Genomic DNA, 19,274 nt, shown 5'->3' with positions numbered 1-19,274 from the left:
CGACGCCGTCCGGCCGGCCGCGCGGCGGCACCGGGTTCGGGTGAGTGAAGTTGAAGTTCAGGACGGCGGCCCGCCGTGTCGGGCCGCCGGCGACGGGCCGGTTCGCCATTCTGGGCCGGGCACGGCATCGCGACCGCCGCTGCCCCTCCCCCACAGCAAGAAGGAGTACGGCATGCCGACGGATGCGGTCGGGCGTTTCCTCGCGGTGCTGGAACCGCACCGACGGGAAGCCGTGACGAGCCGGTCGCGCGAGGAGCAGGAGCGACTCGCGGCGGCCTGGGAGCGGGAGCTGGCCTCGGACGACGAGCTCGACACCCTCGATGAACTGTCTCCGCCGGCTGCGGAGGCCGAGGCCGCCCGCCGCGTCATGGACCGCGAGGCCTGAGGCGCCGGGTACACCGAGCTGCCCCCGCAACTTCCCCCGGAGCAGAGGCAATCGCCGTCTTCGGGGCGGCAGGCGCGTCCGATCCTCGTACGCTGCGGGGGTGGGAGACGTCTCGGAAGGGGGACCCACATGTCCTTGCTGAAGGGTGCCAACGTACCGGTGCCGAGTGACACGGTCCGGGTGGAACTGGGTTGGCGGGGCGGTCCCGGAGCGCCCGATGTGGATGTGTCGGCCCTGCTGCTGACGGCGGCCGGCAAGGTGCGGTCGGACGACGACTTCGTCTTCTACAACCAGCCCGTCCACCGCAGTGGAGCCGTGCGCCACGAGGGGAGGCGCCAGGACGGCACCGGAGCGATCGAGACGATCGGGGTCGCACTGACCGCGGTGGAGCAGGAGATCGGGACCGTCGTGCTCGCGGCTTCCACCGACGGCACGTTCGCCCAGGTGTCCGGCCTCTTCGTACGCGTGCTGGACGCGCAGAGCGGCGCCGAGACGGCGCGGTTCGACGCCACGGGCGCCACGACGGAGACCGCGCTGGTGCTCGGGGAGCTGTACCGGCGGGGCGGTGCATGGAAGTTCCGTGCGGTGGGGCAGGGTTACGCCTCGGGCCTCGCGGGGCTCGCCACCGATTTCGGGATCACGGTCGACGATCCCGCCCCGCCTGCGCCCGCGCCTGTGGTGCCCGTAGCCCTGCCGCCCGCACCCGCACCTGCACCTGCACCTGCACCTGCACCTGCACCCGTGGTGCCCGCGCCGGCCCGGCCGGTGCAGCTGTCGAAGATCACTTTGACGAAGGCGGCGCCCGCGGTCTCCTTGACCAAGCAGGGGGCCACCACCGGGCGCATGCGGGTCAATCTCACATGGAGCACCGCCCAGCCACCACGCGGCTGGATGAGGAAGGGAAGGGACGCCGTCCGGCTGGAGGACGTCGACCTCGACCTCTCCTGCCTCTGGGAGCTCCAGAACGGAACGAAGGGGATCGTCCACCCCATCAACAACCAGTTCGGCTCGTTCGACCAGCCGCCCTACGTCCAGCTGGACCACGACGACCGGACCGGTGCGAGCGAGGCCGGCGAGAACCTCATGATCAACCTCGATCACGCGGCCGAGATCAAGCGGCTCCTGGTGTTCGTGGTCGTCTACTCCGGAGCCACCGGCTTCGCGGGCCTGCGCGGCGTCGCCACCTTGTACCCGCCCGCCGGTCCGCCGATCGAGGTGCTCCTCGACGAGTGCACCGTTCCCTCCCCGGTCGCCGCGATCGCCCTGATCGAGAACGTGCGGGGGGAACTGATCGTCCGGCGTGAGGCCAAGTACCTCCTGCTGGCGCCCGGCATCCTCAAGCAGCAGGCCGCCGACCTCGAGTACGGGTGGGGTATGGGCTGGCAGCCGGCGAGCAAGGACTGACCCGCCCGCCCCGGTACGGGGCTTGTTGACTCGTGCGTACTGCACACCCCATCGGTGACAGCCGTGACTGTCGCGGCCCTCGCACCGCGTGACAGCGTTGGGACGTCACCGACCGAGGGAGCAGGAGTGAACAAGGGGTACGCCGCCTTCTGCGACGCCGACCGCTGGTTCTACGACGCGCCGTACCGGCGGGCCGAGGAGAGCTATCCGGCCGCGCTCGCCCCCGTACCGGCGGGGTGGCAGACACACCGCAGCGGGGACTGGCTGGCGCTGCGGCCCCTGGACGCCCGGCTGCCCTCCCAGGGCTGGAAGATCCACGTCTCGGCGTGCCTGGACAATGCCGAGTCCGTCCTCGAACGGGTCCACCGCTACTGCGTGGACCGCCGGATCGCGTTCAAGTTCGTGCCGAGCCGGTACCTGCTGCACCTGCGCAACGCGAAGTACGCCGACCGTGCGGCGAGCGGCAAGTTCCTCACCGTGTACCCGGCGGACGAGGCGCAGTGCCGGTCGATCGCCCAGGAGCTCGACGCGCTGCTCACCGGCGAGCCCGGCCCGTACATCCTGAGCGACCTGCGCTGGAACGACGGGCCCGTGCACCTGCGTTACGGCAGTTTCACCCTGCGGCACTGCTACGACGACCGCGGCGAGCTGGTCCCGGCGATCGAGGCCCCGGACGGCCGGCTCGTTCCGGATGCCCGTGGTCCGGTGTTCCAGCCGCCGGAGTGGGTCGACTTGCCCGCGTTCCTGGCCCCCCATCTGGACCGGCGGGCCGCCGTCACCCTCGCAGGTCTTCCGTACACGGTCGAACGTGCCCTGCACTTCTCCAACGGCGGCGGGGTCTACGCCGGCCGGGACGTCCGCACCGGCGAACCGGTCGTCCTCAAGGAGGGACGCCCCTTCGCGGGGCTGGCCGCCGACGGGGCGGACGCCGTGACCCGGCTGCACCGCGAACGCATGGCCCTGGAGCAACTGGCCGGGCTGGACTGCGTGCCCTCGGTGCACGGCACCTTCACCGTCGGCGACCACCACTTCCTGGTGATGCAGCACCTGGAGGGCAAGCCCCTCAACACCTACTTCGCCCGCCGGCACCCGCTGATCGAGGCGGACCCGGACCCTGCGGAACTCGCCGAATACACCCGGTGGGCGCTGGACGTCCACCGGCGGGTGACGGAGGCCGTCCGGGCGGTGCACGCCCGCGGCATCGTCTTCAACGACCTGCACCTGTTCAACATCATGGTCGCGGAGGACGAGGAGACCGGCGAACCGTCGGTCGCACTGCTCGACTTCGAGGCCGCCGCCCACGCCGACGAGAACCTCCGCCAGACGGTCGCCAACCCGGCGTTCGTCGCCCCGGCCGACCGGCGCGGATTCGCCGTCGACCGGTACGCCCTGGCCTGTCTGCGCCTGGCCCTGTTCCTGCCGCTGACCAGCCTGCTGGTGATGGACCGGGCGAAGGCGGCGCACCTCGCGGACATCGCCGCCCGGCAGTTCCCCGTACCCCGTGCGTTCCTGGACGAGGCGGTACGGGAGATCCTCGCCGGTGCCGAAGGGGCCGACGCGGCCGGTGCCGGGGCCAGCGCCGGTGCCGGTGCCGGGGGTCGTGGGGTGCTGCTCCGCCGCCCCTACCTGCCCGTCGAGCCGGGCGACGGGGAAGCCGCCCGTGCCTCGATGACGGCCGCGCTGCGGGCGAGCGCCACCTTCGACCGCGAGGACCGCCTCTTTCCCGGGGATCCGGCCCAGTTCGCGGCCGCGGGCGGCGGAACCTGTTTCGGCCACGGAGCGGCCGGTGTGCTGTACGCGCTGGCCGAGACCGGCGCCGACCCGTGGCCCGAGGCCGAGGAGTGGCTGCTGGCCCGGACGAAGGAGCCGGCCTCCGGTATGCCGCTGGGCTTCTACGACGGTCTCGCCGGTCTCGCATGGACCCTGGAGCGTCTGGGGCACCGGGACCGCGCGCTCGCGCTCGCCGAGCAACTGCTGGGCCAGCCGTGGGAGTCGGCCGGACCCGACCTGCACGGCGGACTCGCCGGCATCGGGCTGGCCCTGGACTCCCTGGGCCGGACCACCGGCGAGGCGGAGCTCGGCGCCGCCGCCCTGCGCTGCGCCGACCTCCTCGCGGAGACCGCGGGTCCGACCTCCGGCTCCGGCTCCGGCTCCGGCTCCGGCTCCGCCGGGACGAAACGGGCCGGTCTGCTCCACGGTCACAGCGGACCCGCACTGCTCCACCTGCGGCTCTACGAGCGCACCGGCGACCAGGAGTTCCTGCTCCGGGCCGGCCGGGCGCTGCACCGCGATCTCGACCGCTGCGTGACCAGCGTCTTCGGCACCCTGCAGGTCGACGAGGGATGGCGCACGATGCCCTACCTCGGCGGCGGCAGCGTGGGGATCGGCATGGTGCTGGACGACTGGCTGGAGCACGCACGGGACGACCGCTTCGAACGGGCCCGGCCGGAGATCGTCCGCGCCGCCCAGGCGACCTTCTACGCGCAGCCCGGTCTGTTCCGAGGCGCGGCCGGCATGATCCTGCACCTGGCGCGGACCACGACGCCGGGCCCGGGCTCCGCCCCGGAGGACATCGCCCGGCAGGTGGAGGCCCTGGCCCGCCACGCGGTCCCGTACCAAGGCTTCCTGGCCTTCCCCGGCGAGCAGATGATGCGCCTGTCCATGGACCTGTCCACGGGCACGGCCGGCGCTCTCCTCGCCCTCGGCAGCGCCGCGCCCGGCGGGCGCGCGCACCTGCCGTTCCTCCCGCCGCCGCGGTCGGCCGCGGCGGCCCCAGAGCCGGTCCCCCTCGCGGGGGCCGTGACCCATCGGAACACCACAGTGAAGAGGAAACGGACATGACGCTTCTCGACCTGCAGTCGATGGACACCCCGAAGGAAGAGACCACCGAGGCCGCGCACGGTGGGGGTGGCGGCAGCCGCGCCAGCCTGCTCCTCTGCGGTGACAGCAGCCTGAGCATCACGACCTGTAACTGATCAGGTCCTCCCGGGCCCGGGCGGTTCGCCGCCCGGGCCCGCATCACACCCCTGGAGCCTGCGCCCATGACTGCGCCCGATCCCACCGGCGAGGCGGCGGCCGCCCGCGGCGCCGACCGGGCTCTGCGGGCGGCCGCGCGGCACAGCGCAGGCCGCCTCACCGCCGCTTCCCTCTGCTCGATGGCCGCCGCCGGCGCTGCCCTGGCCGAACCGGCGGTCCTCGGCCACACCCTCGACCTGCTGCTGCGACAGGACCCGGCCGGCGCCCGCTGGACCGGGTGGTGCGCGGCGGTGATCGCCGCCGAGGTGCTGCTGGACGCGGCGACGGCCCGGCTCTCCGGCGGCGTCGACGCCCGCTCCACCGCTTGGTTGCGGCGCCTGGGACTGGCCCGGTTGCTGCGCACCGCGCCGCACCACGCCGCCCGCCACTCCCCCGGTGACCTCTCCGCCCGGCTGACCGCGCAGGCCACCACTGCCGGCGCCGTACCGGCGGCCGCCGTGAGCGCGGTCGTGGCCCTGCTCGCCCCGCTCGGCTCACTCGTGGCGCTGATCCTGGTCGACGTGTGGACCGCGCTGGCCTTCCTCGCCGGGATCCCGTTGCTCGCGCTGCTGCTGAGGGCGTTCGCCCGCGACTCGGGCGCCAGCGTCAGCCGCTACCAGGAGGTGCAGCTCGCCATGGCCGGCCGCCTCGTGGAGGCCCTCGGGGGCGCCCGTACCATCGCGGCCGCGGGCACCGCCGAACGCGAACAGGCGCGCGTGCTGGACCGGTTGCCGGAGCTCGGCGCCGAGGGGCGGCGCACGTGGCGGATCTACGGGGCGACCATGGCCCGGACGAGCGCCCTCATGCCCCTGCTGCTGTACGTCGTCCTCGGCGTGGGCGGGGTCCGCCTCGCGGAGGGGGCCGTCGGGGTGGGCGGGCTCCTGGCCGCGGTGCGCTACGCGGGCCTCGCGGCCGGCGTCGGCGCCGTGACGGGGCGGCTGGCGGCCGTGGTGCGCGGCCGGGCCGCCGCCCGCCGGACGGCGGCCCTCTTCGAGCTGCCCGAACTCCCGCAGGGCAAGCGCCGATTGCCCGGAGCCGGGCCGGGGACGCTGGAGCTGCGCGGGGTACGGGTCGTGCGCGCGGGCACGGTGCTGCTGCGCGACGTGGACCTGCGGATCCCCGGCGGCGTGACCGCCGCCGTCGTCGGCCGGTCGGGCTCCGGCAAGTCGACGCTGGCCGCCGTCGCGGGGCGGCTCACCGTGTGCGACGCGGGCCTCGTCCTGCTGGACGGCGTGCCGCTGGACGAGCTGTCCGGCGAGGAGCTGCGCCGCGAGGTCGGCCACGCCTTCGAACGACCGGCCCTGTTCGGGGAGGGCGTCGCCGATGCCATCACGTTCGGCGGCGGGCCGGCGCCGGGCCCGGAGGCCGTGCGCGCCGCCGCTCGGGCGGCCGGGGCCGACGCCTTCGTCCGCCGCCTGCCCGAGGGGTACGACACCGCGCTGGCGGACGCCCCGATGTCCGGTGGCGAGCTGCAACGCCTCGGCCTGGCGAGGGCGTTCTGCCGTGCCGGGCGGCTGCTGGTGCTGGACGACGCGACGTCGAGCCTGGACACCGTCACCGCCCGGGAGGTGGAGCGGGCCCTGGCCCGGGACGTCCGGCCGGGCACCCGTCTCGTCATCGCCCACCGCGTCTCCTCGGCAGCCCGCGCGGACCTCGTCGTATGGCTCGACGCGGGGCGGGTCCGGGCGACCGGTACGCACGCGGAGCTGTGGCGGGATCCCGACTACCGGGCAGTGTTCGGCGAGGGGCCGGAGCCGGCCGGAGAACCGGCCGCGGAAGCGGTTGCGGAAGCGGCCGTGGAAGCGGTTGCGGAAGCGGCCGTGGAACCGCCCGGCACGGAGGCGGTCCGGTGAGCGGGGACGGTTCCTGGCGCAGGGTGTCCCGCGAGGGCCGCCGCTTCCTGCGCGGGCGGCCCCGGCCGCTGCGCCGGCTCGCACTCTGGTCCCTGCTGGAGTCCGCGCACACCTTCCTCGGCGGGTACGCCGTGGCCCGCGCCCTCGACGACGGCTTCCTGGCGGGCCGTACCGGAACCGGCATCGGCTGGCTGGCCGTGGCCGCTGCGGGCGCCCTCCTGGGCGCCCTGGCGCTGCGCGGGGTGTTCGGCGGGCTCGCGGACCTGGTCGAACCGCTGCGGGACGCTCTCGTGCGGCGCGCCGTGCACCGGGCGATCGAGCGGGCTGTCGCCGATCCCGGGCGGGCCGGTGACCCGGGCGCGGTCTCCCGGCTCACGCAGCAGACCGAGATGGCCCGGGACTCCTTCGCCGGACTGGTGCTGATCGCCCGGTCGTTCGTCTTCACCGCCTTGGGAGCGCTGCTCGGCCTGGCGGCGCTGGATCCCGTTCTGCTGCCCCTCGTGGTACCCGCCCTGCTCCTGGGTACGGTCGCATTCCTGGCCACGCTGCGCCCGATGGCACGCGTGCAGCGTGCGGCGCTGGACGCCGACGAGGCGCTCGCCGCGCGCACCGGCGAACTGGCGGCGGGGCTGCGCGACGTGGTCGCGTGCGGTGGTGGGGCGAGCGCCGGCGCCCGGGTGGAACGGCTGGTCGCCGCGCAGGAACGGCTGACCGGGCGCCTCGCCCGGTGGGCGGCCCTGCGCACCCTGTCCCTGGGCGTCGCGGGCCGGCTGCCGGTCGTCGTGCTGCTGGCCGCGACGCCGTGGCTGCTCGGGCGCGGGGTGAGTGCGGGGGCGGTGGCCGGGGCCCTCACCTACCTCCTGCAGTCGCTGCTCCCCGCCCTGGACGCGCTGATGACGGCGGTGGGCGCGGCGGGTACCCGGCTGCTGGTGGTGCTGGACCGGTTCTGCGATCCGGAACCGGCGGGGACGGGGGCGGGGACGGGGGCGGGGACGCATACGCGGACGGAGGCGGGCACTGCGCGGACGACCCCGGTCCCCGCGCAGCCGGCGCAGGCCGCGTCCGCACCCGCGTCCGCACCCGCGTCCGCGTCCGCACCCGCCGTCGAACTGCATCGGGTCCGCTTCGCCTACGGCCCCCGCGCCCACCCGGTGATCGACGGCCTCGACCTGGTGGTCGGGACGGGCGAACACCTGGCCGTGGTGGGGCCGAGCGGGATCGGCAAGTCCACCCTCACAGCCCTGATCGCCGGCCTGCTGCCGCCCGGCCGGGGCACCGTTCGGGTGGCGGGCGCCCCCGCCCGGGGCGCCCCGGGGTACGGCCCCGGCGGCCCCGACGTGCGCCGGACGCTGCTGCCCCAGCAGGCGTACGTCTTCACCGGCACGGTCCGCGAGAACCTGACCCATCTGTGCCCCGGCCCGGTGACCGGGGGCGAGGTGCAGCGGGCCGCGGCCGCCCTCGGCTCCGACGCGCTCGTGGCCCGGCTCGGCGGACTGGACGCGCCCGTCGACCCGGGCCGGCTCTCCCCGGGCGAGCGGCAGCACCTCGCCCTCACCGCCGCCTACCTCTCCCCCGCCCCCCTGTTGCTGCTGGACGAGGCCACCTGTCACCTCGACCCCCGGGCCGAGGCGCGCGCCGAGCGGGCGCTCGCCGAGCGCCCCGGCACCCTGGTGGTGGTCGCCCACCGCATCTCCTCCGCCGCCAGGGCCGACCGGGTCCTCGTACTCGACGGGACCCGGGCGGTGTGCGGCACGCATGCGGAACTCCCGGCCAGGTCGCCCCTGTACCGGGATCTGGTGGGTATGTGGAACGCACAAGAATGAGGCGGGATCCGGGGAAACCCGGTCCGGGGGCTCAGACCCAGCCGGCCCGCCGGGATATCCGGATGGCGTCGATCCGGTTGCGGGCGCCGGTCTTCCGGGTCACGGCGGCCATGTAGTTGCGTACGGTCCCACTGGCGAGGTGCAGGGCGTGCGCGATCTCCGCGATCGAGTCCCCCTCGGCGGCCCGCGCCAGAACGCTCAGCTCGCGGGGGCTGAGCGGCATGGGATCGGCCTCCATGAAGGCCGACGCGAGTGTGGCGTCGATGAACCGTTCGCCCGCCGCGACCTTGCCGATGGCCCGGACCAGCCGCTCGGGCGAACCGTCCTTGTCGACGTAGCCGCGCGCCCGTGTCAGGAAGGCGCGCCGCAGCGAGCCGGGCCTGTCGGCCCGGGCGAGCACGAGCAGGGACACGGACGAGTCGGGCAGCAGGCGGGTGGCCCCGGCGTCCGCGAGGAGTGCGGCCGAGACCCCCGGACAGTCGAGGTCCACGACCGCCACGTCGGGTCGTAAGAACTCCGCCTGGCGTGCGGCGGCCCGCCAGCCGGAGGAGGTGACTTCGAAGTCGCCTTCGGATCTCAGCAACGCGGCCAGAGCGGACCTCACGAGGCACACGCTGTGCAGCACCAGGACCTTGGTCATCGGCTTCCCCTCACGTGACGATCGATCAGCACCAAGCGGCTGCCCAGCTACCACCGTGCGGGAACGTCTCCGCGGGAGGCGTGCGGGGGCGCATGGCCTGACCCGGGCGCTCCTCCAGTGCCACCCCTGGGCGGCTTGTGGCCCTCTCACCTCGGCAGGGGTCCGGGAAGCGCCGTGGAGCCGGGCGGGACGCCGATATCCGGATGGGCTGATTCCGCGCGCATCGGGGTGATCCGGGGGTTTCGGATACCTCTCGGCGGCCACACGTGCGGGAGAACGGACCACGAGGAGAGGAGTGCACTTCCATGACCACGATGACCCTCCTGATCGCACCCATGGTGCTGGCCCTGCTGCTCGTCCACCGCGGCGGCAACCGCCGCGCCCGTCACCGGGCGAGCCGCTTCTAGGCCCCTGTCCCGTACGAGGGGCCGCCGGGGCGGGGCGTTCACCGGGTCAGGTCCCCGGCGTCCAGCGGCCGGCGCCACACATTGCGCCGGTGCACGGCGTCCAGGTCGGCCTGGAGCGGGCTGGGCGGCACGGCGAGGACCGGGCAGGGGGCGTGGGCCAGGCAGTAGCGCGCCACCGACGGGCGCAGCGCGCGGAGCAGGGGGGCGCGTGAGCCCGTACCGACGACGAGCAGGTCACCGGGGTCGCGGACGGTGTCCACCAGCGCCGCACCCGGGGTGGCCCGGACCGTCAGCCCGGCCAGGTGCACGCCCGGCGGGCTCGCGCCGAAGGCGGTGTCGAGGATCCCTCGCAGCCGCTCGACCGCGGCGTCGCGACAACCGGCGAGCAGCGGCGTACCGCCGGTGGAGCCCCTGGAACCCGGTCCGCCGATCGGCGGCTGCCAGGCGAGTACGACCCACAGCTCCGCGTCCCGCGCCCGGGCCTCGGCGGCCGCCCGGTGCAGGGCCGTCAGGCTTCCGAGGGAACCGCAGGACCCCGCCACCACTCTTCCTCGCACGCTCGCCCGCCCCTCTGCTCCTGTGTCGGCTCTCGCCGTCCATGAAACAGCGGTGGCGGTCCGGCCGGACGCACCGCTGACGCGCTTCTGACGCCGGAACGGGAAACCCGTACGGGTTCCTGATGCCACGGCCCGGCCTCCGTCAGCGATGTGTATGGAGTCGGCCGATGTCCGTCAAGGTGGCGTCAGGACGTCACGCGGAGGGCCCCCGGGCGGGGATAGCTTCGATCACGTGCCCCGGACCGCCTCCCCGCGCCGCCCGGGGCTCACCCATCGTTCGCGGTTCCCCAGGGAGAGCCCATGTGCCTGTTCCAGTACGAAGACGACCCCGAGCCCGAAGAACGGACCCCGGCCGGGCTGCTGTACGTGCCCGTCCGGCCGGGAACCGGCGCCGGGGCGGTGGTCCGGCTGTTCCGCACCCCACTGGGGGTACGTACGGCCGTCGGTTTCACCCGCCCGGAGCGGCTGGCTGCGACCCTCGGTGGGGGTCAGGGGTACATCCGGCTGTCCGAGTCCCTGCTGCGCGAGCTGTGCGAGCCGCTCGGCGCGGAGCTGATCACCGTCGATCCGACACTGTCGGCTCCCGCGGCGACCGGGGCGGCGACCAGGGCGACCACGGCGACTCAGCGGCCGGACCGGTTCCCGGTCCGCCTCGCCCGAGGGGGAACTTCATGACCACTGCCGCACTGTCCGAAGCCACCGCGGGCACGGACGACCTGTCCGTCTGGCCGGCCTCCGCACACGGCCTGCCGCACGGCGGGCTCGCCGTCGGAGGGGTGTCGCTCGCCGAGATCGCCGACCGCTTCGAAACCCCCGTGTACGTGCTGGACGAGGGCGAGGTACGGGCCCGTTGCCGCAGCTACCGGGACGCCTTCCCCGACGCCGACGTGCTGTACGCCGCCAAGGCCTTCCTGTCCCGGGCCATGGTCCGCTGGGTCGACGAGGAGGGCCTCGGGCTGGACGTCTGCTCGGCGGGCGAGCTCGAACTCGCCGTCACCGCGGGCTTCCCGCCGGACCGCATCGCCTTGCACGGGAACGTCAAATCCCCGCGCGACATCGAGGCGGCGCTACGGCTCGGGGTGGGCCGGATCGTCATCGACAGCCCGTCCGAGATCGCCCGGCTGGCCGCAGCGGTGGGAACGGGCGGTCCGCAGAAGGTGATGGTCCGGGTGGTGCCCGGCATCATGGCCGGCGGCCACGAGAAGATCCGTACCGGCGCCGACGGCCAGAAGTTCGGTCTGGCCCTGTCCGACGGTTCCGCCCAGCACGCCATCGCCCGGATCCTGGGGCGGCCGGAGCTCGAACTGACCGGGCTCCACTGCCACATCGGCTCCCAGATCACCGAGGTCAGACCGTACCTCGCCGCCGCGCGCCGCATGGTGGGACTGATGGCCCGCGTCCGCGACGCCCACGGCGTCGTCCTGCCCGAGCTGGACATGGGCGGCGGCCACGGCATCGCGTACCGTCCGGGCGACCCGTCGCTGGACGTCGCCGCCCTGGCCCGCAGACTCCGTACCGAGCTGATCGAGAGCTGTGCGGCGGCGGGGCTCGCCGTCCCACGGCTGGCGATCGAGCCCGGCCGCGCGGTCGCCGGTCCGGCGGGGGTCGCCCTGTACCGCGTCCTCGCCGTGAAGCGCACCGGCGGCCGCGTGTTCGTCGCCGTGGACGGCGGCATGAGCGACAACCCCCGGCCGGCCCTGTACGGGGTGCGCTACGCGCCCCGCCTCGTCGGCCGCCGCTCCCCCACCGCGCCGTGCGTGGCGACGGTGGTCGGCAGGCACTGCGAGGCGGGCGACATCCTGGCCGCCGACGTGGAACTGCCCGGGGACGTCCACCCCGGCGACCTGCTCGCCCTACCGGTGGCGGGCGCGTACCAGGTGTCCATGGCCTCCGGCTACAACATGGTCGGCCGCCCGCCGGTCGTCGCGGTCGACAACGGCCGGGCCCGCCTCCTCATGCGGCGCGAGACCCTGGCGGACTTCCACAGCCGGGACATCGGCGGCTGAGCCGGACGGGGCGCGCGTACTCCGGTGCCGAGTCGGGCAGGACCCCTGTGTGCCGACAGGGGGAGCCGACATGCAGACCCCGACGAGGGTCCCTCGTCCTGGTTGAACAGGGATGACGCCATCAGGGCCTGCGTCGCGCGGGGACTGGTCGATCGCGAGGACCTGTGGCTCGACCTGATCGGGGCCGGCCGGCCGATTCCCGGTCAGGGAATCATGTTCCTGGCCTGGTTCGCCGAGCGCGCGTTGTCCGAGATCGAGACGGTGCTGGTCCGGGTGCGGGTGGTCGACCGCGTGGGCGACGTGCACGAGCGTGTGCTCGATCTGTTCAAGGGCGTCATACGCCACCCGCTGGCACCCGACCCGCACCCCTTCGAACTTGACTAGGGCCTGCCTGATGGGTCGGTGACGAACCGAGACGAGAACTCGTTCCCAGGCATGTGGGACGGAAAGTTCTCAGTGACGCGGAGTGGGCCGGGCTGAAGCCGTACTTCCCGGGAAACGTTGGGCCTGCCCGCCGGAAAGATCGCTGGCATCGGCCCAGGTCGCGGGACACGCTGCGGACGGTCAGTCAGCGATGATCACCTGGACGGGCTCACGGTCGAGGATGCTGTGCCCTTCCACGATGCAGCCGGGCCATCTGGTGACCTGGTCGTCACAGCGCAGGGAGGGGCCGGGATGGTCCGCGTTGACCGGGGGTTGGGGTATGCCGCCGCCGAGGATTCTGCCGACCAAGTGGTAAGAGGGCCGGATATGCGGCGCCTTGCTGCCCTTGCCGACAGGAGAGCTGTAGCCGAGTACCCCGTCGCTCCTGCCCTCGCCGTCTTCGCGTAGTACCACGGCCGAACCGCCCCAGGCGGGTCCCTGCGTAGTGCATATGCCGCTGCAGGTGGAACTGACGGCTATCGACACACCGTCAGGCATGTTCTCCATCTTGAGGGCCACGACGTGGACTTTCTCCTGCCAGGCCGCGTTCGGGGTCTCCTTGATGCCGGAGCTGATGAGGATCCCCACGATGGCTTCGCCCTCGACCTTGTTGTCCGCACCGAGGCGCGTGTATCTGGCTGCGCCGCGTACGCAGTAGGCGAGGCGGTTGGAGACGACCGCGGCGGGGGAGGCATCGGCGCAGAGCTCTTCCGGGGTGCGGCCGTCGTGTTGGCCGCCGCCGGGGCCGGCGGCCCGGGCCGTGGACGTAGCCGGGGCGGCCTTGTGGGTCATGCGGGAGGCGACCCACGCGGGGGCGGGTCCTACCTCTGGGCAGGACCACACCATGCCCCGCCGCTGGGACTTGGAGCCGGGCGCGGTCGCCGCGCACGTGCCGTGGCCCTGGGGGGCCGCCCGGCTCGTGGCAGGGGCGGCGACGGCCGGTGAGCCGGTCAGGGCTATCAGCGTCGCGGTCAGTGCGAGTGAGGCAAGCACCGCCAGGAGTGATCTCACGCGCTTCAACGAGCGTTCCTTCAGGTCGAGTTGACATGCCCTGGCCCAATCGGGGATCGAAGCCGCACGCTACAGCCCGCACCGAAGGGCGGTAAGAGCCCCTAGTGATCGTTTCCGGCTCATTCTGATCTCCCGCCTCGCCCCGTCGGTGAGCTACCGTCGGCCGGGCCCGAGCGACCGACCACCGACCCGACCGAGCCGGAAAAGCAGGGGGAAGACAACAATGCGTCGCAAAAGCCAAGTTGGCCGTATACGCGGATCCATCACCGCCGTCGTGAGCGCCACCGCCGCACTCACCACTATGGGCCTCACCGCCGCCCAACCGGCCACCGCCCAACCGGCCACCACCACCGCGGCCTCGACCGTCGCCGCCGGGCAGGCATGCACGGCGGCCGACCTCGGCAAGCGCCACCCCTTCATCAAGACCACCGAAGTCGCCCCCACGGTCACCCACTTCAAGGGCTGGTACGTCACCCAGGGCACGACCGGAAGCCACTCCGTCACCACCAGCACGCAGACCACCATCTCGGTCTCGGTAGGCCTCAACGCCAACATTCAGGGCAGCTTCGCCGTCGAGGCCCTCGGCAGCGTGGGCGCGACTCTGGGCCTGAACGTGCAGGTCGACTACTCCTCCACGTCCAGCGTGTCCGACACGGTGAACTGGAGCTTCTTCCAGCCCGGCTACTACGGCGTGTACAAGGGCACCAAGAAGGTCACCGGCACCTACGGCAGCCTCAACTGCAACCGCGTCCAGCAGAACGACGGCAGTTGGGCGCTGAAGTGGATCGAAGGGGCCGACACCGGCAGCTACACCACCTACACCGCACTGGAAGAAGGCGCGGTGCGCTGCGAGGACAAGGTCCCCGCCGACAGCATCATGGCCAAGGCCCAGGGCCTGTTGGACTGCGGCTCCCCCGCCGCCACCGCGATACGCCCGGCAGGTCCCGTCCCCTCGGCCAAGGCCGACCAGGCCAAGCACGACGCCGACAACGCCGAAACAGCAGCCAGGGCCGCCCAGAGCATGAAGGCCACCCAGGCCGCCAAGCCCGCCCCGCGCGCCGCCCTGAACTGCCAACCCGGCGCCTACAAGATCGACGTTCCCGGCAAGCCCCTGAACTGGAGCGCACCGCTCCTGGCCAACGACGGCGTCCGCCTGCGCGAATCCAATTTCTTCAGCGCCCACCTCGACAACTGGCGCCTGTGCAACGTGACGGAGAAAAACGGAGTCCTCGAGGCGTCCCTGTGGAACTGGGGCAACGGCGGATGCGCGACCATCCCCGCGAACATCGCCAACCAGGAGCAGGCCTACCTGACAACGGCCACCTGCGGGCAGGACGACCTCCAGCGGTTCTACATCTACCGCGACGTGCCCGGCAGCTCGAAGATCGGTCTGCAGAACAAGTACACCGGCTCCATGATGGGCCACGACCGGTACGCGGACGGGGAGCTCATCCGCCAGTACTCCAGCGGCAGGCAGGACGGCACGGGTACGTACACCCTGACCGGAGTCTGACAGCCCCACCCCGTGAGCGCGGCCCCGAACGTGAACCCGGCCTCCCGGTTCCGTGCGGGGCCTTCCGCGTCTCTACCCCGAGCCCGCGGCCTCGGGGAACGGCGGTGCCCGCGGCCGAACGTCTCCTGCCCTATGCGGAACCCCTGCCAGGGTGGTGCTCGGCTTCCAGCCCTGCACTCGGCTGATGCTTCAGCCGAGGTGGTCCGTCCGGCCCAGGAGGCGTAGGTCGGGGTGAAGCACAGCTCGACCTTGTTCCGATCGGAGCCGCCTTCAGCACACCCCTTGTCGTCCGCCGAAAAACTTCGGACGGGGATGTCGAGAACCCGTGGCCGGCTTCGTCCCCGGGGTGAAGGCCACCACAATGGTGGTCGCACCAGTACCGAGGAGAACCACCATGGCCAAGTATCTGATGCTCAAGCACTACCGCGGCGCCCCGGCTCCGGTCAACGACGTGCCGATGGAGAAGTGGACGCCCGAGGAGATCTCGGCCCACGTGAAGTACATGAACGACTTCGCGGCCAGGCTCGAGGAGACCGGCGAGTACGTCGACAGCCAGGCCCTCGCCCCGGAGGGGACCTTCGTCCGGTACGACGGTGAGGGGCGGCCGCCGGTCACCGACGGCCCGTTCGCGGAGACCAAGGACCTGATCGCCGGCTGGATGGTGATCGACGTGGACAGTTACGAGCGCGCCGTCGAGCTGGCCGGAGAGCTGTCGGCCGCGCCGGGCGCGGACGGGAAGCCGATCCACGAGTGGCTCGAACTGCGTCCGTTCCTGGGCTCGCACCCCACCATCACCGAGTGACCTCGTCCATGGACGAGGCTCTGCTCCGGAGCCTCACTCCCGGCGTCCTCGCCATCCTCGTCCGCCGCGGAGCCGACTTCGCGGCGGCCGAGGACGCCGTGCAGGAGGCGCTGATCGAAGCGGTCCGGACCTGGCCCGCCGACCCGCCGCGGGACCCGAAGGGCTGGCTGGTCACCGTCGCCTGGCGCAAATTCCTCGATGCCGCCCGGTCGGACTCCGCCCGGCGCCGGCGTGAGGACCTCGTCGAGGAGGAGCCGCCGCCCGGGCCCGCGCCCTCGGTCGACGACACCCTCCAGCTGTACTTCCTGTGCGCCCACCCGTCACTGACGCCGTCGTCCGCGGTCGCGCTCACGCTGCGCGCCGTCGGCGGGCTCACCACCCGTCAGATCGCCCAGGCCTACCTGGTGCCCGAGGCGACCATGGCGCAGCGCATCAGCCGGGCCAAGCGCACCGTCTCCGGCGTGCGGTTCGACCGGCCCGGTGATGTCTCCACCGTGCTGCGCGTCCTCTACCTGGTCTTCAACGAGGGTTACTCCGGCGACGTCGACCTCGCCGCCGAGGCCATCCGGCTCACCCGGCAGCTCGCGGCCTCGATCGACCACCCCGAGGTGGCGGGGCTGCTCGCCCTGATGCTCCTGCACCACGCCCGGCGGGCCTCCCGGACGGCGCCCGACGGCAGCCTGGTACCGCTCGCCGAGCAGGACCGCCGCCGCTGGGACACCGCGTCGATCGCCGAGGGCATCGGGATCCTGCAGACGGCCCTCGCCCGCGACCGGTTGGGCGAGTTCCAGGCCCAGGCCGCCATCGCGGCGCTCCACGCCGACGCGCCCACCGCCGAGCAGACCGACTGGGTGCAGATCGTCGAGTGGTACGACGAGCTCACCCGGCTGACGGACAGCCCGGTCGTCCGGCTCAACCGGGCGGTGGCGGTCGGTGAGGCCGACGGCCCGCGCGCCGGGCTTGCGGCGCTCGCGGCGCTGGACGACGCCGTGCCGCGCCGCGCCGCGGTGGAGGCCTACCTCCGCGAGCGCGACGGCGACCCGGTGACAGCGGCGCGGCTGTACGCCGAGGCGGCCCGGAGGGCTCCCAATCTGGCCGAGCGCGATCACCTGACGCGCCAGGCCGCCCGCCTCAACGCCCTCCTGTCCCACTGACGGGTCGCACGCGCGAGCCCCGTACGGAACGCGTCAACGGCCGCGGGACGGCGATCCCGCGCCGAAGGCCATGGGCGCCCTCCCGTACGGGCCTGACGGGCGCAGCGCCGTGAGGAGGAGCCAGCCGGCCGCCGCGCCGGCCGCGTACCAGAACAGGTCGGGTGCGTTGAAGGTGGAACCGAGCACCAGGCGGGCCACGGTGCTGTGCCGGGATAGGTCTGCCGGCAGGGCGGTGAGCTGGAGGAACTCGACGGCCCAGCTGGCGGCCAGCGCGGTCGCGGCCGCCCGCAGGGGCGTCAGCCGGGGCGCGACGAGAACGACGAGGATCAGCAGCAGGACGGTGTACAGCGCGTCCCCGCCGTACTTCGCCACGCTCCCCGTTGCCGCGGCCCGCAGTCCCAGCCCCGCGCCCACGGTCACCAGCGCGGCCGCGGCCGCCGCAAGGCGGGTTGCGCTGTCATGGCTTCCCGGTATGAGCTTCACGGGGTCATCCTGCCGGAGCCCCGGGGGACGGACGGCTAGCGCGTCGGGTAGTCGGTGTAGCCGCGGGCGTCGCCCCCGAAGAAGGTGGTGGGGTCCGGGGTGTTGTACGGGCCCGCGGTGCGCAGGCGCTCGGGCAGGTCGGGGTTGGCCAGGAAGAGCGCGCCGAAGGCGAGGAGGTCGGCGACGCCGTCCTCGATCAGGCTGAGGGCGCGGTGGTCGGTGGGGCCTTCGGTGGCCGGGTTCAGGACGAACGGTCCGGAGAACTGCTTGCGCAGGGCGAGGGTGGCCTCGCGTGCCTCGGGGCCGTACTCCAGGACGTGGAGGTAGGCCAGGCCGAGTCCGTCGATCTCCTTGACCAGCGCCTCGTATGCGGCCTGCGGGTCGGGCTCGGAGATGTCGTTGTACGGGTTGCCGGGCGAGACGCGCAGCGCGGTGCGCTCGGCGCCGATCGCAGCGGCTACCGCCTCGACCGCCTCCACGGCGAAGCGGATCCGGTTCTCCACCGGCCCGCCCCACTCGTCGGTGCGCAGGTTCGAGCCGGGGGCCAGGAACTGGTGGATCAGGTAGCCGTTGGCGCCGTGCAGCTCGACGCCGTCGAAACCGGCCTCCACGGCATTGCGGGCGGCCTCCGCGAAGTCGGCAATGGCCTCCCGCACCTCGGCGCCGGTCAGTTCGTGGGGCGTCACGAAGTCCTTCATGCCGTCGCCGGTGAAGAGCTGCCCCTGGGCGGCCACCGCGGACGGAGCCACGGGGACGAGGCCGTCGGGCAGCAGCGTCGGGTGGCCGATGCGGCCGGAGTGCATCAGCTGGGCGAAGATCCGGCCGCCTGCCGCGTGCACGGAGTCGGTGACCTCGCGCCAGGCCGCGACCTGCTCGGCGTTGTGCAGGCCGGGGGTGAAGGGGTAGCCCTGTCCGACGACGGAGGGCTGGATCCCCTCACTGATGATCAGGCCGGCGGAGGCGCGCTGGGTGTAGTACTCGGCGACGAGGCCGGTCGCGATGCCGCCCGCGCCCGCGCGGCTGCGGGTCATCGGCGCCAGGGCGATCCGGTTGGAGAGGGTGGCGCCGGCTACGTGAACCGGTTCGAAAGCGCTGGTCATTTCTGCCTCACATAGTTAATTGGTCGGCCAATGATTGGCTCCGGGAAGCAGCGTACCTCATTACTTGGCCGACCAAAGTAAAATGTGGGCAGTAGGTAGAATCAGGTCGAGAACCCCCTCCGGACCTGCCGGACGGACCGACCAGGAGGAGCACTCCCATGACCGCGGAATCCGTACAGGAGCCGCACGCCGCCGCGCAGTGCGCGGCGGTGCCCGGCGCGGTGCTGGACGGCCCGGTGAGTCATGCGATCAGTCGGGTCGCCCGACTCCACCGGATCGCGGCGGGCCGGGTCCTGCGGGACCTGGGGCTGCACCCGGGGCAGGAGTTCCTGATGATGCACCTCTGGGACAGCGGGGCCGTGCGCCAGTCCGAGCTGATCAAGGCGGTCGGCCTCGACCCGTCGACGGTGACCAAGATGCTCCAGCGCCTGGAGCAGTCCGGTCACGTGCGACGCCGCCCGGACCCCGCGGACCGGCGGGCCTCGCTGGTCGAGGCGACGGATGCCAGCTGCGGGCTGCTGGTCGAGGTCCGCAGGGCTTGGGGCGAACTGGAACGCCAGACCCTGGACGGCCTGGACGCCGCCGAACGCGCCGAACTGACCCGCCTCCTGGGCAAGGTCGAATCCGCTCTGTGCACGGAGGTCATCCGCGGCGGCGCCGCGGAGTGCGACGCCGCCGGCACGGCGGAGTGATCAGCG

General features: G+C 73.2%; 18 protein-coding genes. 13 read left to right on the top strand and 5 right to left on the bottom strand.

The window, feature by feature from the left end:
• Positions 1 to 172: 172 nt before the first annotated feature.
• From IE257_RS16245 to IE257_RS16220, 6 genes are all read left to right on the top strand, one after another.
• Positions 173 to 385: a hypothetical protein gene (locus IE257_RS16245; protein WP_189969123.1), complete on the top strand. Its 213-nt coding sequence runs from the start codon at positions 173 to 175 to the stop codon at positions 383 to 385.
• Positions 386 to 514: 129 nt separating this feature from the next.
• Entirely contained in the window at positions 515 to 1,789 is a 1,275-nt protein-coding gene (locus IE257_RS16240) for a TerD family protein (RefSeq protein WP_189969121.1), read from the top strand.
• Positions 1,790 to 1,915: 126 nt separating this feature from the next.
• Entirely contained in the window at positions 1,916 to 4,630 is a 2,715-nt protein-coding gene (gene lanKC / locus IE257_RS16235; RefSeq protein WP_189969119.1) for a class III lanthionine synthetase LanKC, read from the top strand.
• The gene (locus IE257_RS16230; RefSeq protein ID WP_030389872.1) at positions 4,627 to 4,764 is read left to right on the top strand and encodes a SapB/AmfS family lanthipeptide; all 138 of its coding nucleotides are present in this window, start codon (positions 4,627 to 4,629) and stop codon (positions 4,762 to 4,764) included. Before lanKC ends, IE257_RS16230 begins: the two co-directional genes overlap by 4 nt.
• 66 nt (positions 4,765 to 4,830) lie before the next feature.
• Complete coding sequence (locus IE257_RS16225; protein ID WP_189969117.1) at positions 4,831 to 6,657, top strand: ATP-binding cassette domain-containing protein; 1,827 nt, start codon at positions 4,831 to 4,833, stop codon at positions 6,655 to 6,657.
• On the top strand, positions 6,654 to 8,480 hold the full coding sequence (locus IE257_RS16220) for an ATP-binding cassette domain-containing protein (protein ID WP_189969115.1): 1,827 nt from the start codon (positions 6,654 to 6,656) through the stop codon (positions 8,478 to 8,480). The genes IE257_RS16225 and IE257_RS16220 overlap by 4 nt, the downstream gene beginning before the upstream one ends.
• Positions 8,481 to 8,511: 31 nt before the next feature.
• On the opposite strand, the gene IE257_RS16215 is transcribed toward IE257_RS16220, so the two are convergent.
• Together IE257_RS16215 and IE257_RS16210 are read right to left on the bottom strand one after the other, a co-directional pair.
• Positions 8,512 to 9,120, bottom strand: coding sequence for a response regulator transcription factor (locus IE257_RS16215; protein WP_189969113.1), 609 nt, complete (start codon positions 9,118 to 9,120; stop codon positions 8,512 to 8,514).
• Positions 9,121 to 9,565: 445 nt separating this feature from the next.
• Positions 9,566 to 10,084, bottom strand: a complete 519-nt coding sequence (locus IE257_RS16210) for a universal stress protein (protein ID WP_189969112.1) — start codon at positions 10,082 to 10,084, stop codon at positions 9,566 to 9,568.
• 300 nt (positions 10,085 to 10,384) lie between these two features.
• On the opposite strand from IE257_RS16210, the gene IE257_RS16205 reads away from it, so the two are divergent.
• The 3 genes from IE257_RS16205 to IE257_RS16195 all read left to right on the top strand — a co-directional run bounded on the left by IE257_RS16205 (position 10,385) and on the right by IE257_RS16195 (position 12,474).
• The gene (locus IE257_RS16205) at positions 10,385 to 10,759 is read left to right on the top strand and encodes an SAV_915 family protein (RefSeq protein WP_189969110.1); all 375 of its coding nucleotides are present in this window, start codon (positions 10,385 to 10,387) and stop codon (positions 10,757 to 10,759) included.
• The gene (gene lysA, locus IE257_RS16200; protein ID WP_189969108.1) at positions 10,756 to 12,090 is read left to right on the top strand and encodes a diaminopimelate decarboxylase; all 1,335 of its coding nucleotides are present in this window, start codon (positions 10,756 to 10,758) and stop codon (positions 12,088 to 12,090) included. The genes IE257_RS16205 and lysA overlap by 4 nt, the downstream gene beginning before the upstream one ends.
• A 102-nt stretch (positions 12,091 to 12,192) precedes the next feature.
• Entirely contained in the window at positions 12,193 to 12,474 is a 282-nt protein-coding gene (locus IE257_RS16195; protein WP_189969106.1) for a hypothetical protein, read from the top strand.
• A gap of 180 nt (positions 12,475 to 12,654) precedes the next feature.
• On the opposite strand, the gene IE257_RS16190 is transcribed toward IE257_RS16195, so the two are convergent.
• Entirely contained in the window at positions 12,655 to 13,533 is an 879-nt protein-coding gene (locus tag IE257_RS16190; protein WP_189969104.1) for a hypothetical protein, read from the bottom strand.
• 214 nt (positions 13,534 to 13,747) lie between these two features.
• Between IE257_RS16190 and IE257_RS16185 the strand changes: the two genes are divergently transcribed.
• From IE257_RS16185 to IE257_RS16175, 3 genes are all read left to right on the top strand, one after another.
• Positions 13,748 to 15,037 carry a hypothetical protein gene (locus IE257_RS16185; protein WP_372453167.1) on the top strand — a complete coding sequence of 430 codons (1,290 nt, stop codon included), beginning with the start codon at positions 13,748 to 13,750 and terminating at the stop codon, positions 15,035 to 15,037.
• Between the two features lie 394 nt (positions 15,038 to 15,431).
• On the top strand, positions 15,432 to 15,839 hold the full coding sequence (locus IE257_RS16180; RefSeq protein WP_189969102.1) for a YciI family protein: 408 nt from the start codon (positions 15,432 to 15,434) through the stop codon (positions 15,837 to 15,839).
• 8 nt (positions 15,840 to 15,847) lie between these two features.
• Complete coding sequence (locus IE257_RS16175; RefSeq protein ID WP_189969280.1) at positions 15,848 to 16,993, top strand: RNA polymerase sigma factor; 1,146 nt, start codon at positions 15,848 to 15,850, stop codon at positions 16,991 to 16,993.
• 33 nt (positions 16,994 to 17,026) lie between these two features.
• Here the strand turns inward: IE257_RS16175 and IE257_RS16170 are convergent, their stop codons facing one another.
• Both IE257_RS16170 and IE257_RS16165 read right to left on the bottom strand, forming a co-directional pair.
• Complete coding sequence (locus IE257_RS16170; RefSeq protein ID WP_229920398.1) at positions 17,027 to 17,476, bottom strand: ribosomal maturation YjgA family protein; 450 nt, start codon at positions 17,474 to 17,476, stop codon at positions 17,027 to 17,029.
• Positions 17,477 to 17,511: 35 nt separating this feature from the next.
• Positions 17,512 to 18,576, bottom strand: coding sequence for an alkene reductase (locus tag IE257_RS16165; RefSeq protein WP_189969100.1), 1,065 nt, complete (start codon positions 18,574 to 18,576; stop codon positions 17,512 to 17,514).
• 158 nt (positions 18,577 to 18,734) lie between these two features.
• Here IE257_RS16165 and IE257_RS16160 point away from each other — a divergent pair, with 158 nt between their 5' ends.
• Positions 18,735 to 19,268 carry a MarR family winged helix-turn-helix transcriptional regulator gene (locus IE257_RS16160; protein ID WP_189969098.1) on the top strand — a complete coding sequence of 178 codons (534 nt, stop codon included), beginning with the start codon at positions 18,735 to 18,737 and terminating at the stop codon, positions 19,266 to 19,268.
• Positions 19,269 to 19,274: the final 6 nt, after the last annotated feature.

The sequence above is a fragment of the Streptomyces avidinii genome (genome assembly GCF_014650695.1).
In the GTDB taxonomy this organism is placed as follows: Bacteria; Actinomycetota; Actinomycetes; order Streptomycetales; family Streptomycetaceae; genus Streptomyces; species Streptomyces avidinii.
Note: the sequence above shows the minus strand (reverse complement) of the source record. Positions and strands in the feature narration are given on the sequence as shown.